Below are 14,289 nucleotides of genomic sequence, written 5' to 3' on the forward strand. Positions count from 1 at the left end.
GGCCGGCGTCGGCTACATCCCCGAGGACCGCCACCGCCACGGCCTGCTCCTCGAGGCCCCGCTGTGGGAGAACCGCATCCTCGGACACGTCACCGAGCGCCCCAACGCCAAGGGCTTCTGGCTCGACATCAAGGGCGCCCAGAGCGACACCCGCCGGATCGTCGAGGACTACGACGTCCGCACCCCCGGCATCGACGTCACCGCGGCCTCCCTGTCCGGCGGCAACCAGCAGAAGCTGATCGTCGGCCGGGAGATGAGTCACAGCCCGAAGTTCCTGATCGCCGCCCACCCCACCCGCGGTGTGGACGTCGGCGCGCAGGCCGCGATCTGGGACCACATCCGCGAGGCCCGCCGCGAGGGCCTGGCCGTGCTGCTGATCTCCGCCGACCTCGACGAGCTGATCGGCCTGTCCGACACCCTGCGCGTGATCTACAACGGCCGCCTGGTCGCCGACGCCGACCCGGCCGCCATCACCCCGGAGGCGCTGGGCTCGGCCATGACGGGTGCCGCGTCCGGCCACCTGGAAGACACAGAGACCACCACCGACGACGACGCCGGTCCGGAGGACGAGGCCCGATGAAGAAGTTCGACAAGGAGCGGGTGCTCCTCGCGGTGGCCGGCCCGGTCATCGCGCTCGTCGCGGCGATCCTGCTGACCTCGGTCGTGCTGATCGCCTCGGGCAAGAGCCCGATCGAGCCGTACACGCTGATGCTTCAGCAGGCGGCGTACTCCGACGTCCAGGTGCTGATCATCAACCAGGCGTCGATGTACTACCTGGCGGCGCTCGCGGTGGCCATCGGCTTCCGCATGAACCTGTTCAACATCGGCGTCGACGGCCAGTACCGGCTCGCCGCGATGATCACCGCCGTGGTCGGCGCGAACATCGCCCTGCCGTCCTTCCTGCAGATACCTCTGCTGCTGATCGTCGGCATGCTCACCGGCGCCTTCTGGGCCGGCATCGCCGGCGTGCTGAAGGTGACGCGCGGTGTGAGCGAGGTCGTCGCCACGATCATGCTCAACGCCATCGCGACCAGCCTCATCGGCTACCTGTCCCTGTCCAACGTGTGGGGCGTGCAGGTCGGCAACAACATGACGACCGGCATCATGAAGAAGTCCGGCTGGTTCCCGGGCATCAACCTGGGCTCGGACGTCGGCGAGATCTACGGCCTGGTCTTCCTCGCCATCGCCATGGGCGTCCTGTACTGGGTCGTCCTCAACCGCACCCGCTTCGGCTTCGACCTGCGCGCCACCGGCGAGTCGGAGACCGCCGCCGCGGCCTCCGGCGTCGACGCCAAGAAGATGGTGCTCACCGCCATGCTGATCTCCGGCGCGGTCGCGGGCCTGTCCGGCCTGCCGCTGCTGCTCGGCGACTCCCACACCTACAGCCTGAGCTTCCCGACCGGCCTCGGCTTCACCGGCATCACCATCGCCCTGCTCGGCCGCAACAACCCCGTCGGCATCGCCTTCGCCGCCCTCCTCATCGCCTTCCTCGACAAGGCCTCTCCCGCCCTCGACTACGCCACCCCGGTGGCGTACGAGAAGGAGATCGCCACGATCATGCAGGGCCTGATCGTCTTCGCGGTCGTCATCTCCTACGAGGCCGTACGGCAGTGGGGTCTGCGCCGCCAGCAGAAGCGGGTGGGCGCCGAACTCGCCGCGGCCGCCGCCCAGAACAACTCCGAGAAGAAGGAGGTGGCGGCCCGATGAGCACCGCGACCATCGCCAAGCCGCAGGCCAAGCGGCCCGCCCGGGGCGGCCGCCGGCTCTCCCTGCCGGTACTCCTGCTGATCATCGCGGGCGTGCTGGTGCTGACCTCCGCCGTCCGCCTGATCACCGGCGCCGACGGCATCACCTCCACCGGACAGATGTCCACCGCGCTGCGGCTCGCCGTCCCGATCGGCCTCGCGGGCCTCGGCGGCCTGTGGGCCGAGCGCGCGGGCGTCGTCAACATCGGCCTCGAGGGCATGATGATCCTCGGCACCTGGTTCGGCGCCTGGGCCGGATACCAGTGGGGTCCGTGGACCGGTGTCGCCTTCGGCATCATCGGCGGCGCGCTGGGCGCCATCCTGCACGCCATCGCCACGGTGACCTTCAACGTGAACCACATCGTCTCCGGTGTGGCGATCAACATCCTGGCCCTCGGCACCACCCGCTACCTGTCGAAGTTCACCTTCGAGAACGCCCCCCAGGGCTCCTCGAAGCAGTCCCCGCCGATCGACTCGCTGGGCACCTTCGACATCCCGGGTCTGTCGCACTGGCTGGACACGCTGAACGGCAAGCACTGGTTCCTGGTCTCCGACATCGCCGGGCTGGTCGGCGGCCTGATCACCGACCTGTCGCCGCTGACCGTCATCGCGGTCGCCCTCGTCCCGGTCACCTGGTGGGTGCTGTGGCGCACCGCCTTCGGGCTGCGGCTGCGCTCCTGCGGCGAGAACCCGGTGGCGGCCGAGTCGCTCGGCGTCAACGTCTACAAGTACAAGTACCTCGCCGTGATCATCTCCGGCGGCTTCGCCGGCCTCGGCGGCGCGTTCCTGTCCATCGTGGCGTCCAACGTGTACCTCGACGGCCAGACCGCCGGCCGCGGCTACATCGGTCTCGCCGCGATGATCTTCGGCAACTGGATGCCGGGCGGCCTCGCCCTCGGCGCGGGCCTGTTCGGTTACACCGACAGCCTGAACCTGCGCGGCGGCACCACCAACGTCCACGCGCTGATCCTGCTGCTGGCGATCCTGCTGGTGTTCGGGGTGGCGTACCTGGTGTGGAGGAAGCGCTACGTCCCCGCGGTGATCACCGCCGCGGTGTCGGCGCTGATGTTCGTCTGGTACGTGACCACGAACGACGTGCCGAAGCAGATCGTGACGGCGACCCCGTACCTGGTCACCCTGCTGGTGCTGTCGCTGTCGGCGCAGCATCTGCGGATGCCGAAGGCGGACGGTCTGCCGTACCGGAAGGGACAGGGCAAGTGACCTCGGGCGACACGCCGGGCGACACCCCGGCCGCGGGGGCGGGCGTCGACTGGGCGGCCCTGCGCGAGGAGGCGCGCGCGGCGATGTGCCGCGCCTACGCCCCCTACTCGGGCTACCCGGTCGGCGTGGCCGCCCTGGTCGACGACGGGCGGACGGTCACCGGCTGCAACGTCGAGAACGCCTCCTACGGCCTCGGCCTGTGCGCCGAGTGCGGTCTGGTCTCCCAGCTGCAGAACAGCGGCGGCGGGCGGCTGACCCACTTCACCTGCGTGGACGGGGCCGGCGAGATCCTCGTGCCGTGCGGCCGCTGCCGCCAGCTGCTCTACGAGTTCGGCGGTCCCGGCCTGCTGCTGGAGACCCCGGCGGGGATCCTGCCGCTGTCCGCGATGCTGCCGCAGGCCTTCGGCCCGGACCACCTCACCAAGTGATCACCGTGCGGCCCTCCTGAGGAACCAGGGGGGCCGCACCCCTTCGTACGCACGTAAGGAACCCACTCCATGGCCATGGACGCCATCTCCGTCATCCGCACCAAGCGGGACCGCGGCGAGCTCAGCGACGAGCAGATCGACTGGGTCATCGACGCGTACACCCGCGGGGAGGTCGCCGACGAGCAGATGTCCGCGCTCGCGATGGCCATCCTGCTCAACGGCATGAACCGCCGGGAGATCGCCCGCTGGACCGCCGCGATGATCGCCTCCGGCGAGCGCATGGACTTCTCCTCCCTGTCCCGCCCGACGGCCGACAAGCACTCCACGGGTGGCGTCGGCGACAAGATCACCCTGCCGCTCGCGCCCCTGGTGGCGGCCTGCGGCGCGGCGGTCCCGCAGCTGTCGGGCCGCGGCCTCGGCCACACCGGCGGCACCCTGGACAAGCTGGAGTCGATCCCGGGCTGGCGGGCGCTGCTGTCCAACGAGGAGATGCTGTCGGTGCTGGACGGCACCGGCGCGGTGATCTGCGCGGCCGGCGACGGCCTCGCGCCCGCGGACAAGAAGCTGTACGCGCTGCGGGACGTGACCGGCACGGTGGAGGCCATCCCGCTGATCGCCTCCTCGATCATGTCGAAGAAGATCGCCGAGGGAACGGGCTCGCTGGTGCTGGACGTGAAGGTGGGCTCCGGCGCCTTCATGAAGACCATCGAGGACGCGCGCGAACTGGCGTCCACGATGGTGGGCCTGGGCACGGACCACGGCGTACGGACGGTGGCGCTGCTGACCGACATGTCGACGCCGCTCGGCCTCACGGCCGGCAACGCGCTGGAGGTCCGCGAGTCCGTGGAGGTCCTGGCCGGCGGCGGCCCGGCGGACGTGGTCGAGCTGACCCTGGCCCTCGCCCGGGAGATGCTCGACGCGGCGGGCGTGAAGGACGCCGACCCCGCCAAGGCCCTGGCCGACGGCTCGGCGATGGACGTGTGGCGCCGCATGATCGCGGCCCAGGGCGGAGACCCGGACGCCTCGCTGCCCACCTCCCGGGAGCAGCACGTGGTGACGGCCCCGTCCTCGGGCGTCCTGACCCGCCTCGACGCCTACGACATCGGCGTCGCCGCCTGGCGCCTCGGCGCGGGCCGCGCCCGCAAGGAGGACCCGGTCCAGGCGGGCGCGGGCATCGAGCTCCACGCCAAGCCCGGCGACACGGTGAAGGCCGGCGAGCCCCTCCTCACCCTCCACACGGACACCCCGGAACGCTTCGAGTACGCCCTCCAGTCCCTGGAGGACTCCTACGACATCGCGACCGACGGCACGGAGTTCACCGCCGCCCCGGTGGTGCTGGAACGTATCGCCTGACCAGGTATTTCTTCTTTCGGGTGAACGGGACCGGTGGACCGCCGCCGGTCCCGTTCGGCATGCTGGGATCGGTGACGCACCGATGGGAGAACCGCCATGAGCGCACTCACCGTGAGCCAGGACCCCGAGCAGGGCTGGGACGACCTCGTCCGGTTCTGGGAGGAGATGGAGTGGCCGGAGGGCAGCAAGGTGGAGATCATCGAGGGGATCCTCACCGTGTCACCACCGCCTTCCGAGAAGCACAACGACACAGCGGAACTGCTTCACGAGCGCCTGTACGGCGCGCTCCCGACCGGCCGCGACTGGGGTGTCTACCAGACGCTGGGGCTGACCTGCCCGGAGTCGGGCAGCCTGTACGTCCCCGACCTGTGTGTGGTGCCGAGAGCCGCCCTGCGCCTCGGCAGGCGCGTACATGCCGGCGAGGCGGAACTGGTCGTCGAGATCACCTCGCAGAGCAACGCGAACCACGATCGCATCAAGAAGGCCCACGGCTACGCCGTGGCGAGTGTGCCGTTCTACCTTCTTCTGGACCCCTGGCACTCTGGCCGCCCCACGGCGACGCTCTACGGCGAACCACAGGGCGGCACGTACCGCGTACTCGCCTCGGTCGAGTACGGCGATGAGCTGAAGCTGCCGGAACCGTTCGAACTGGTCCTCGACACCGGGATCCTCCCCTGCAACTGAGGGCGTGATCATCGCCGGACCGCGATGAGTCGGGGCCCCTTCCGGGGTCTACCGTTCGTGGACGCCATGACACCCGCTGTGCTCGTGCTCGCCGGACCCGTTGGCCGGGGGGAGGTGGCGGGGCTGTGTGAGGACGTGCGGGGGCTGGTGGGGCCGGGGCGGGTGGTGGTGTGCGATGTGGGCGGGCTGGGGCCGGCGGGGCTGGGGGCCGTGGACCTGCTGGCGCGGCTCCAGCTCGCCGCACGGCGGGCCGGGGGGCGCATACGGCTGCGCGGCCCCGACCCCGGGCTACGCGCCCTGCTCGACCTGGTCGGCCTCGCCTTCGAGATGGAGGGGGAGCCCGAACAGCGGGAACCACCGCTGGGTGTCGAGGAAGCAGTGGAACCCGGTGATCCGGCCCTCTGACGTCTCCAGCACCTGCACCGCCCACGGCGCGAAGCCGCCCTTGTCCGGGTCCGGCTTGTAGTGCGCGAACCCGGGCAGCCCGTTGGCCTCGACGGGCAGCAGCCGGGAGCCCGCGCAGGAGGCGCCCAGCGTGGTCATGAAGCCGGTGATGTCCGCCGGGCCGGTCAGCCACAGGTCGAACGGCGGCATCGTCATCACCGCGTCCTCGTGCAGCAGGGCGGTGAGCGCCGTCATGTCGTACCCCTCGAAGGCCTTCACGTAGCGCTCCAGGAGCCGCTGCTGCTCCTCGTCCAGCGGGTCCGACACCGCCGCCCCGGCCCCCCGGTCCTCGCGCTCGGCGAGGGTCGCACGGGCCCGCTGCAGCGCGCTGTTGACCGAGGCGACCGTCGTGCCGAGCAGCTCGGCCACCTCGCTCGCCCGCCAGGCCAGCACCTCGCGCAGGATCAGCACCGCCCGCTGCTTGGGCGGCAGTTGCTGGAGGGCGGCCATGAACGCCAGCCGCACCGACTCCTTGGCGACGGCCGCCTCGGCCGGATCCTCGACGGCCGGCAGGACGCGGCCGTCGGGCATCGGCTCCAGCCAGGTGTTGTCGGGCCGGGGCGCCAGCGCGGCCTGGGCGAGCGGGGTCGACTCGGTCAGGTCCATGGGCCTGGCCCGCTTGTTGCCCGCCGTCAGCATGTCCAGGCAGACGTTCGTCGCGATCCGGTACAGCCACGATCTGAGGCTGGAGCGGCCCTCGAACTTGTCGTAGCTCCGCCAGGCGCGCACCAGGGTGTCCTGGACCGCGTCCTCCGCCTCGAAGGAGGAGCCGAGCATGCGGTAGCAGTAACCGGTCAGCTCGACGCGGTGCTTCTCCAGCTGTGCGTCGAGGTCCGTCGTCGTCGCCGTGCCGTCGCCCATCGTCGTCCACCCGCCCCTGTGGCCGTTCCTTGGCCGGACGCGTCGTCACGTCCAGCACTTCGGAAGCTACCGCAGCCCACTGACAACGGCCCCCCGAGCGGAGAAAGCCCCTGGTGGGACGGTCGGGGACGGCCGGGACGATCCCGCCGCCCACGCCCACGCCCACGCCTACGCCGGCACCGGCTCCCGCCGCGCCGCCGCCCGCGCCGCCCTCGAACCGAGCAGCGTGATCGTCACCACGCCCAGTACCGCCAGCAGCCCGACCCCCACCGTCCCGGCCCAGCCCTGGGCGTGGAAGGCGACCGCGCCGACCGTGCTGCCCGCGCTGGAGCCGACGTAGTACGCGGACTGGTACAGGGCCGAGGCCTGCGCCCGGCCGTGGACCGCCGTCCTGCTGACGGCCGAGGACGCCACCGCGTGCCCGGCGAAGAAGCCCGCCGTGATCAGGACCAGGCCCAGCAGGACCGGGACGACCGAGTCCAGCAGGGACACCAGCAGGCCCGCGGCCGTCGTCGCGCCCGCCAGGTACAGGGCGCCCCTGCGGCCCACCCTGCCCACCAGACGGCCCGCCGTCGACGCCGACACCGTGCCCACCAGGTACACCAGGAAGACCGAGCCGATGATGCCCTGCGGGAGCGAGAAGGGCGCCTCGGTCAGCCGGTAGCCGATCACCGTGTAGACGCCGCCGAACACCGTCATGAACAGGGCGCCGATCGCGTACAGCCGGCGCAGCAGCGGATCGGCGAGGTGGTCGCGCACGGTACGGGCCAGCACACGCGGCCGCAGCGAGCCCGCGCTGAAGTGCCGCGGCGCGGGCAGCAGCAGCCGGAAGGCCACCGCGCACACCACCGCGATCACGCCGACCACGCCCACGGCGACCCGCCAGCCCCACTCCTGGGCCACCCAGCCGGTGATCACGCGACCGCTCATGCCGCCCACGCTGTTGCCCGCCACGAACAGGCCGATCGCCGTCACCAGGGCCCTCGGCCGGACCTCCTCCGCCAGATACGCCTGCGCCGAGGCCGGCAGCCCGGCCAGCGCGGCACCCTGCAGCCCCCGCAGCACCACCAGTGCGCCGAGCGAGGGCGCGAAGGGCACGAGCAGTCCGAGCGTCACCGCGACCGCCAGGGAGGCCGTCATCACCGTGCGCCGCCCGAACCGCTCCGACAGGGCGCTCATCGGCAGCACGAACAGGGCCAGACCGCCGGTCGCCGCCGCCACCGTCCAGCTCGCGTCGCTCGCCGTCACCCCGAAGTCCCCGGAGATCAGCGGCAGCAGCGCCTGCGTGGAGTACAGCAGCGCGAAGGTCGCGACCCCGGCGAGGAAGAGGGCGAAGCTCATCCGGCGGTAGCCGGGACCGCCCGGAGTCATCCGGGAGTCGGTGGAAGGGATTGCGGGGACGGGAACGTGCGCTGCGGCGTCCACGGTGGTGGACGCCCCGGTACTGGCGGGAGACATGCCACGACCGTAGGGACGGCCCATCTGATCCGTCCAATGCACACAACCGCCATAATCGTTCCCATGGCGCATCAGCAGAGTTCACGGGCGCGCGTGTCACCGAACAGTGACACGGAAGACATGTTCGAGATGGCGACGGTGCTCGCCCCCCGCCTCGCGTACTTCGCGGGCGTCGCCCGCACCGAGCACGTCACCCGGGCCGCGCAGGAGATGCAGGTACCGCAGTCGACCCTGTCCCGGGCCATGGTCCGCCTCGAACAGGACCTCGGCGTCGACCTCTTCGCCCGCCGCGGCCGCACCCTCTCCCTGACCCCGGCCGGCCGCACCTTCCTCGGCTCGGTCGAGCGCGCGCTCGCCGAGATCGAGCGCGCCGCCGACGAGGTGCGGGCCGACGCCGACCCGGCCACCGGCAAGGTCGCCTTCGGCTTCCTGCACACCATGGGCGCCGAGACCGTGCCCGGCCTCATCCACGCCTTCCGCGCCGGTCACCCCCGCATCCGCTTCAGCCTGGTGCAGAACTACGGCGAGGCCATGCTGGAGCGGCTGCGGGCGGGCGAACTGGACCTGTGCCTGACCTCGCCGGTGCCGAACGCGCCCGACCTCGTCGCCCGCCGCCTCGACGAGCAGAAGCTGCGCCTGGTGGTACCGGCCGACCACCGCCTCGCCGCCCGCCGCCGGATCCGGCTCGCGGAGGCCGCCGAGGAGACCTTCGTGACCCTGGAACCCGGCTACGGCCTGCGCCGCATCACCGACGACCTGTGCCGCGAGGCCGGTTTCAAACCGCGGATCGCCTTCGAGGGGGAGGAGGCCGAGACCCTGCGGGGCCTGGTCGCGGCCGGGCTCGGCGTCGCCCTGCTGCCGCCCCCGGCCGTGCCCCGCCCGGGCGTGGCCGAGCTGACCGTGACGGCTCCGCGCGCCGCCCGCGAGATCGGCGTGGCCTGGCTCGACGGCCACCCGGACACACCCCCGGTGGCCGCCTTCAAGAAGTTCCTGCTCTCCAAGCGCGGGAACCTGCTGCCCAATTGAGCCGGCACCGCCCCGGCAGGGGCGGCAGCGCATCACGGCACCGGCACGGCACCGCCCCATGCCGCCGGCACGGCACCGCCCCTACCACCGCAGCGACTTGCCGAACCCCGCCGCGAGCGGCATCCGCAGCCCCAGCGGCGGCGGCGCGGCCAGCGCGTCCTGCACCGGCCGCGAGAACGCCCGCCCGAACAGGGTCCCCATGGCGAAGTCGCACACCAGCGAGTGGACTTCAAAGCGGTACTGGTGCAACCCGTGCCCGTCGGCGTGCACTTCGAAGCGGCACACGTCCCGGTTGGCCTTCTTCGCCCGCGCCGCGAACCGGAAGGACAGCTCGGGGTCGGTGCGCCCGTCGTTGGTGCCGTGCACGAGCAGCACCCGTCGCCCGACGAGCTGCTTCACCGGTTCGGGGGACGCGGCCACGTCGTCCTCGGGCAGCCAGGGGGCGATCGCCACCACCGAGTCGACGGCCTCGTGACCGCCCGCGTGCAGCGCGGCCCGGCCGCCCATGTCCAGCCCGGCCAGGCACACCGGGACGTCGCCGTAGCGCCGTACGACCTCCTCCACGGCCCAGGTGGCGTCGCGGGCCAGATGCGCCTCGCTGCCGTTCCAGCCGCGGTAGCGGTAGTGCACCACGTGAACGGCCAGGCCCTCGCCGCGTCCCGCGCGGGCCAGCCGGCGCCCGAGCGCGCGCACCGAGGAGGCCGCCAGCACCGGCGCCGGTCTGCGGGCCGAGACCTCCTCGCCGCCCGGGAGCAGCAGCACCACTCCGCTCACCGTGGCCGGCTCCGGGCCGAGCGTCCTCCCCAGCCGGGCCGTGCGAACCGGCGTCGCTTGCTGTGCCATGACAGAACAGTGTCAGAAGCAGTGGTGTACGCCACCCGTCCGTGCGGTCACCGTTACGTATCGACGGATGTGTACACCGGCGCCGTCTACGCGCGTAGGGAGTACAGTGCGGAAATGACGAGCCAGACTGCCCACCTGGGGAACACCCCGAGCTCGGACCAGATCCGCCGGGCGCCCAAGGTTCTGCTGCACGACCACCTCGACGGCGGCCTCCGCCCGGCCACGGTCGTCGAACTCGCCCGGGACTGCGGGTACGCCCAACTCCCGGACACCGACCCGGACAAGCTCGGCCTGTGGTTCCGCGAGGCCGCCGACTCCGGCTCCCTCGAACGGTATCTGGAGACCTTCTCCCACACCGTCGCCGTGATGCAGACCCGGGACGCCCTCGTCCGCGTCGCCCGCGAATGCGCCGAGGACCTCGCCGCCGACGGCGTCGTCTACGCCGAGGTGCGCTACGCCCCCGAGCAGCACCTGGAGGGCGGGCTCACCCTGGAGGAGGTCGTCGAGGCCGTCAACGAGGGCTTCCGGCAGGGCGAGCGGGCCGCGCTGGAGGCCGGCCGGCGCATCCGGATCGGCGCCCTGCTCACCGCCATGCGGCACGCCGCCCGCGCCCTGGAGATCGCCGAACTCGCCAACCGCTACCGGGACCTGGGGGTGGTCGGCTTCGACATCGCGGGCGCCGAGGCGGGCTACCCGCCCACCCGGCACCTGGACGCCTTCGAGTACCTGAAGCGGGAGAACAACCACTTCACCATCCACGCCGGCGAGGCCTTCGGGCTGCCGTCCATCTGGCAGGCGCTGCAGTGGTGCGGGGCCGACCGGCTCGGGCACGGTGTGCGCATCATCGACGACATCGAGGTCCGCGAGGACGGCACCGTCGAGCTCGGGCGGCTGGCCGCGTACGTGCGCGACAAGCGCGTCCCGCTCGAGCTGTGCCCCAGCTCCAACCTCCAGACCGGCGCGGCCGCCTCGTACGCCGAGCACCCGATCGGGCTGCTGCGCCGGCTCCACTTCCGGGTCACCGTCAACACCGACAACCGGCTCATGTCCCACACCAGTATGAGCCGGGAATTCGAGCACCTTGTCGAGGCGTTCGGCTACACGCTCGGGGACATGGAATGGATCTCCGTCAATGCGATGAAATCAGCGTTCATCCCTTTCGATGAACGACTGGCGATGATCAATGACGTGATCAAGCCCGGATATGCCGCGTTGAAATCCGAATGGCTGTTTCAGCAGACCGCCACGACCAGCGGTTCCGCGGGCGTTCAGGGCTGAACGGGGGACACCGGGTGCGGACGGGCTTCACAACCCGTCCGCATTTCCATGTTTGCGGCCACCGGGCCGACGTGTTTACGGTCGTGGACCGCTCGGTTCCCCGTCTTCCATTTCAAGGACGCGTTTTCATGAAGCAGTCTGCCGTCAAGACCCTCGGTGTCGCCGCCCTCGGCGCCGCCTTCGCCGCCGCCGGTGCGGGCGCCGCCGACGCGGCTCCGTCCCTGCCGGACACCGGCCAGACGCTGGGCACCGTCAGCAAGGCCGTCCCGGAGAACCTCACCGGTACGCTGCCGGCCGGGCAGACGCTGAAGGACGCCAAGCCCGCCGTCGCGACGGGTCTGGCCGCCGCGCAGCCGGTCGCCCAGGACACGCTCGAGCACGGCCCCGCCAAGCCGGCCGCCGGCCTGCTCGGCGGACTGCCCGTGCAGGGCGTGCCCACCCACGGCCTGCCGGTCAACGGCATTCCGCTGGGCTGAGCCGCACCCCTCCCGTGACGCCGCCGGGGCGCCCTGAAGTCAGGGCGCCCCGGCGGCGTTCGTTCCTCTCCCCGGCTCTCCGCGGGCCCCGGCCGTCACCAGGCCGTACGGGGCTTGTCCTCGGAGGGCAGCAGGATCCACAGCGCGATGTAGACCAGGAACTGCGGGCCCGGCAGCAGGCAGGAGAGCAGGAAGATCACGCGCATCGTCGTCGCGGAGGTACCGAAGCGCCGAGCCAGCGCAGCGCACACTCCGCCGATCACACGGCCGTGGGTCGGGCGGGCAAGGGCGGTCATCTCGACTCCTCGTGAGCGGTCGGTCCGGGGCCTCCCCTTCGGCGGCCCCTTGTGACCACAACGCTACGGAGCCGACGGCGGAAGGGCGTCGCTCCACGGAGCGAGACCGACCCTGGGATACGTCGGGGTCCGACCCTGAGCGGGGTCGTCCTGGCGGACGGCCGGACGCCGCCGCCGCTGCGCCCTGCGGCGCAGCCGGGCACGGGCCGCGGGGACGACGGCGAGATGGGCGAGGACCACGCCCACGGTGTTCAGCAGCAGCGTGTCCACGTCCACGACCCGGCCGGGCACACCGGTCTGCAGCAGCGCGATGCCCAGGGAGGTCAGGGCGCCCGCGGCGACCGTACGGGCCAGGGAGGCGAGCGGGGAGACGTCCAGCCGGCCGTGCGCCAGGGGCAGCAGGACGCCCAGCGGGGCGAGCAGCGCGAGGCCCTCACCGAGGCGCCTGGCCGCCTCCGGCCAGCCGAGCGCCAGATCGGCCCGTACGGTGGCGAGCGGGCGCAGATTGGCCGGCATCACCCAGGGCACGTCCAGCGGCCGCAGCGTGAGCCAGGCGACGAGCGCGAGATGGGCGACGAGGAGGACACCTCCTGTCACGCGGACGCGGATCGCGGCGCTGCCGCCGATGGAGCCTTGACGCTGCACGCCCCCCAAGACGCCACCATCGGCACGATCGGTTCCGAATGCTGACGTGGTGTCGCCCTCTCCCCGGTCTCAGCCCGTCGGCACCTCTGTGGACGGGGGCTTGGTCGTGGCCGGGTGGGAGCGGACGTCCTCGGTGCACTCGTAGTGGCGGGGGCGGGTGTCGCCGGGGCCGCCGAGGACCACCGAGCCGTCGCCCTCGGCGGCCGCCGAGTCCGACAGCGTGCACACGATCTGCGCGAGCGCGTAGGAGTTGAGGTCGGCCGGGGCGGTGCTCAGCCGGAGCGTGTCCTCCGGGTCGTGGGGGTGCGGACCGGTGACGGTCAGGCCGCCCGGCACGTGCGTGGTGTACCCGGCCGCCTTCTCGCTGGCCGAGGGCGGCGCCGCGAGCTGGTCCAGCAGCCCCTGCGCCACGAGCACCCGCCGCCGGGCGTCCGCCGTGCCCTCCGGCACCCGTACCGTACGGTCGACGGTCACCAGCGACTGCCCGCACAGCAGGAACGCCTGCACGGGTACCCCGCGCGCGCCCTGCGTGGACAGCTCGGGCTGGGACAGCGAACACGGCACCCGGGAGGGCGCACCGCCGAAGTCGGTGGGCACCTCGGTGGGGCGGATCCCGCAGCCGGCGAGCAGCAGCAGCCCGAGGGCGGGAGCGGCCCGCAGCGCACGGCGTGCGTTCATCGCGCGCCCCCCTTCGTGTCGTCGCCCTCGCCCGTGCCCCCGGTCCCGTCCCCGTCCGTGTCCCGGCCGCCGCCCTCGTCCTGCTCGGTCAGCGCGGAGGCGTCCCGGGGCAGCCGCAGGGTGAACACCGCTCCGCCGCCGGGGGAGTTGGCGGCCGTGATGCCGCCGCCGTGGATGTGGGCGTTGTTGAGGGCGATGGACAGGCCGAGGCCGCTGCCCTCGGAGCGCGGCCGGGAGGCGCTCGCCTTGTAGAACCGGTCGAACACGTGCGGCAGGACGTCCTCCGGGATGCCCGGCCCGTGGTCGCGGACCTCGATGACGATCTCGTCGTCGGCCTCGCGCACCGACACCCGCACCGGCGAGCCGCCGTGCTTGAGCGCGTTGCCGATCAGGTTGGCGAGGATCACGTCCAGGCGCCGCGGGTCGAGGCGGGCGTGCAGCCCGCGCTCGGCGTCCAGCTCCACCGCGTCCAGCCAGGCGCGCGCGTCGATGCAGGCGGTGATCTGGTCGGCGAGGTCGACGTCGTCCAGGACCAGCCGGGCCGTGCCCGCGTCGAAGCGGGTGACCTCCATCAGGTTCTCGACCAGGTCGTTCAGCCGTCGGGTCTCGCTGACCACCAGCCGCACCGCGGGCTCGATCATCGGGTCGATGCCGCCGCTCTCGGAGTCCAGCTCCTCCTCCAGCACCTCCGTCACGGCGGTGATGGCGGTCAGCGGCGTACGCAGCTCGTGGCTCATGTCCGCCACGAAGCGGCGTGAGGCGTCGTCCCGGGCGGCCATGTCGGCGACCCGCTTCTCCAGGGCCTCGGCCGCGTTGTTGAACGTCCTTGACAGATCGGCAAGTTCGTCGGTGC

General features: G+C 72.2%; 16 protein-coding genes and 1 pseudogene. 10 read left to right on the forward strand and 7 right to left on the reverse strand.

Going from position 1 to position 14,289, the window contains the following annotated elements:
- From IE249_RS36270 to IE249_RS05170, 7 genes and pseudogenes are all read left to right on the forward strand, one after another.
- A pseudogene (locus tag IE249_RS36270) lies at positions 1-580 on the forward strand (heme ABC transporter ATP-binding protein); the annotation flags it as partial.
- Complete coding sequence (locus tag IE249_RS05145) at positions 577-1,707, forward strand: ABC transporter permease (protein WP_189703533.1); 1,131 nt, start codon at positions 577-579, stop codon at positions 1,705-1,707. The pseudogene IE249_RS36270 and the gene IE249_RS05145, both read left to right, overlap by 4 nt.
- Complete coding sequence (locus IE249_RS05150; RefSeq protein ID WP_189703534.1) at positions 1,704-2,966, forward strand: ABC transporter permease; 1,263 nt, start codon at positions 1,704-1,706, stop codon at positions 2,964-2,966. Before IE249_RS05145 ends, IE249_RS05150 begins: the two co-directional genes overlap by 4 nt.
- Entirely contained in the window at positions 2,963-3,394 is a 432-nt protein-coding gene (locus IE249_RS05155; RefSeq protein WP_189703535.1) for a cytidine deaminase, read from the forward strand. The genes IE249_RS05150 and IE249_RS05155 overlap by 4 nt, the downstream gene beginning before the upstream one ends.
- A 69-nt stretch (positions 3,395-3,463) precedes the next feature.
- Positions 3,464-4,747 (forward strand): thymidine phosphorylase, encoded by a 1,284-nt coding sequence (locus tag IE249_RS05160; protein ID WP_189703536.1) that lies wholly within the window; start codon positions 3,464-3,466, stop codon positions 4,745-4,747.
- A 96-nt stretch (positions 4,748-4,843) separates the two neighbouring features.
- A complete protein-coding gene (locus IE249_RS05165; protein ID WP_189703537.1) occupies positions 4,844-5,431 on the forward strand; it encodes a Uma2 family endonuclease in 588 nt (195 codons plus the stop codon).
- 24 nt (positions 5,432-5,455) lie between these two features.
- Positions 5,456-5,836 (forward strand): STAS domain-containing protein, encoded by a 381-nt coding sequence (locus IE249_RS05170; protein ID WP_189703538.1) that lies wholly within the window; start codon positions 5,456-5,458, stop codon positions 5,834-5,836.
- Here IE249_RS05170 and IE249_RS05175 read toward each other — a convergent pair.
- Together IE249_RS05175 and IE249_RS05180 are read right to left on the reverse strand one after the other, a co-directional pair.
- On the reverse strand, positions 5,720-6,736 hold the full coding sequence (locus tag IE249_RS05175) for a sigma-70 family RNA polymerase sigma factor (protein ID WP_189703539.1): 1,017 nt from the start codon (positions 6,734-6,736) through the stop codon (positions 5,720-5,722). The two genes, IE249_RS05170 and IE249_RS05175, sit on opposite strands and share 117 nt — an antisense overlap.
- 168 nt (positions 6,737-6,904) lie before the next feature.
- Positions 6,905-8,194, reverse strand: coding sequence for an MFS transporter (locus tag IE249_RS05180; protein WP_189703540.1), 1,290 nt, complete (start codon positions 8,192-8,194; stop codon positions 6,905-6,907).
- A gap of 63 nt (positions 8,195-8,257) precedes the next feature.
- Between IE249_RS05180 and IE249_RS05185 the strand changes: the two genes are divergently transcribed.
- Positions 8,258-9,220, forward strand: a complete 963-nt coding sequence (locus tag IE249_RS05185; RefSeq protein ID WP_189703541.1) for a LysR family transcriptional regulator — start codon at positions 8,258-8,260, stop codon at positions 9,218-9,220.
- Positions 9,221-9,301: 81 nt separating this feature from the next.
- Here IE249_RS05185 and IE249_RS05190 read toward each other — a convergent pair whose 3' ends face one another.
- Entirely contained in the window at positions 9,302-10,063 is a 762-nt protein-coding gene (locus IE249_RS05190) for a dienelactone hydrolase family protein (protein ID WP_189703542.1), read from the reverse strand.
- 114 nt (positions 10,064-10,177) lie between these two features.
- Here IE249_RS05190 and IE249_RS05195 point away from each other — a divergent pair, with 114 nt between their 5' ends.
- Both IE249_RS05195 and IE249_RS05200 read left to right on the forward strand, forming a co-directional pair.
- Complete coding sequence (locus tag IE249_RS05195; RefSeq protein WP_189703543.1) at positions 10,178-11,341, forward strand: adenosine deaminase; 1,164 nt, start codon at positions 10,178-10,180, stop codon at positions 11,339-11,341.
- Positions 11,342-11,469: 128 nt separating this feature from the next.
- Positions 11,470-11,817, forward strand: a complete 348-nt coding sequence (locus IE249_RS05200; protein WP_189703544.1) for an ATP-binding protein — start codon at positions 11,470-11,472, stop codon at positions 11,815-11,817.
- A 95-nt stretch (positions 11,818-11,912) separates the two neighbouring features.
- On the opposite strand, the gene IE249_RS05205 is transcribed toward IE249_RS05200, so the two are convergent.
- From IE249_RS05205 to IE249_RS36275, 4 genes are all read right to left on the reverse strand, one after another.
- Positions 11,913-12,113, reverse strand: a complete 201-nt coding sequence (locus tag IE249_RS05205) for a PspC domain-containing protein (protein ID WP_189703545.1) — start codon at positions 12,111-12,113, stop codon at positions 11,913-11,915.
- Between the two features lie 63 nt (positions 12,114-12,176).
- On the reverse strand, positions 12,177-12,758 hold the full coding sequence (locus IE249_RS05210) for a VanZ family protein (RefSeq protein WP_189703546.1): 582 nt from the start codon (positions 12,756-12,758) through the stop codon (positions 12,177-12,179).
- Between the two features lie 69 nt (positions 12,759-12,827).
- Positions 12,828-13,436, reverse strand: coding sequence for a hypothetical protein (locus IE249_RS05215; RefSeq protein ID WP_189703547.1), 609 nt, complete (start codon positions 13,434-13,436; stop codon positions 12,828-12,830).
- The coding region (locus IE249_RS36275; RefSeq protein ID WP_229857557.1) for a sensor histidine kinase at positions 13,433-14,289 on the reverse strand (857 nt) is incomplete at its 5' end. The genes IE249_RS05215 and IE249_RS36275, both read right to left, overlap by 4 nt.

It is taken from the genome of Streptomyces anandii JCM 4720, assembly GCF_014650655.1.
Taxonomy (GTDB): domain Bacteria; phylum Actinomycetota; class Actinomycetes; order Streptomycetales; family Streptomycetaceae; genus Streptomyces; species Streptomyces anandii.

Bases quoted from the DNA above. Each gene is read 5' to 3' on its own strand.
- IE249_RS05160 (WP_189703536.1), top strand. From the start codon at position 3,464: ATGGCCATGGACGCCATCTCCGTCATCCGCACCAAGCGGGACCGCGGC.
- IE249_RS05165 (WP_189703537.1), top strand. From the start codon at position 4,844: ATGAGCGCACTCACCGTGAGCCAGGACCCCGAGCAGGGCTGGGACGAC.
- IE249_RS05175 (WP_189703539.1), bottom strand. From the start codon at position 6,736: ATGGGCGACGGCACGGCGACGACGACGGACCTCGACGCACAGCTGGAG.
- IE249_RS05170 (WP_189703538.1), top strand. From the start codon at position 5,456: ATGAGTCGGGGCCCCTTCCGGGGTCTACCGTTCGTGGACGCCATGACA.
- IE249_RS05145 (WP_189703533.1), top strand. From the start codon at position 577: ATGAAGAAGTTCGACAAGGAGCGGGTGCTCCTCGCGGTGGCCGGCCCG.
- IE249_RS05200 (WP_189703544.1), top strand. From the start codon at position 11,470: ATGAAGCAGTCTGCCGTCAAGACCCTCGGTGTCGCCGCCCTCGGCGCC.
- IE249_RS05180 (WP_189703540.1), bottom strand. From the start codon at position 8,194: ATGTCTCCCGCCAGTACCGGGGCGTCCACCACCGTGGACGCCGCAGCG.
- IE249_RS05195 (WP_189703543.1), top strand. From the start codon at position 10,178: ATGACGAGCCAGACTGCCCACCTGGGGAACACCCCGAGCTCGGACCAG.
- IE249_RS05185 (WP_189703541.1), top strand. From the start codon at position 8,258: ATGGCGCATCAGCAGAGTTCACGGGCGCGCGTGTCACCGAACAGTGAC.
- IE249_RS05190 (WP_189703542.1), bottom strand. From the start codon at position 10,063: ATGGCACAGCAAGCGACGCCGGTTCGCACGGCCCGGCTGGGGAGGACG.
- IE249_RS05205 (WP_189703545.1), bottom strand. From the start codon at position 12,113: ATGACCGCCCTTGCCCGCCCGACCCACGGCCGTGTGATCGGCGGAGTG.
- IE249_RS05215 (WP_189703547.1), bottom strand. From the start codon at position 13,436: ATGAACGCACGCCGTGCGCTGCGGGCCGCTCCCGCCCTCGGGCTGCTG.
- IE249_RS05150 (WP_189703534.1), top strand. From the start codon at position 1,704: ATGAGCACCGCGACCATCGCCAAGCCGCAGGCCAAGCGGCCCGCCCGG.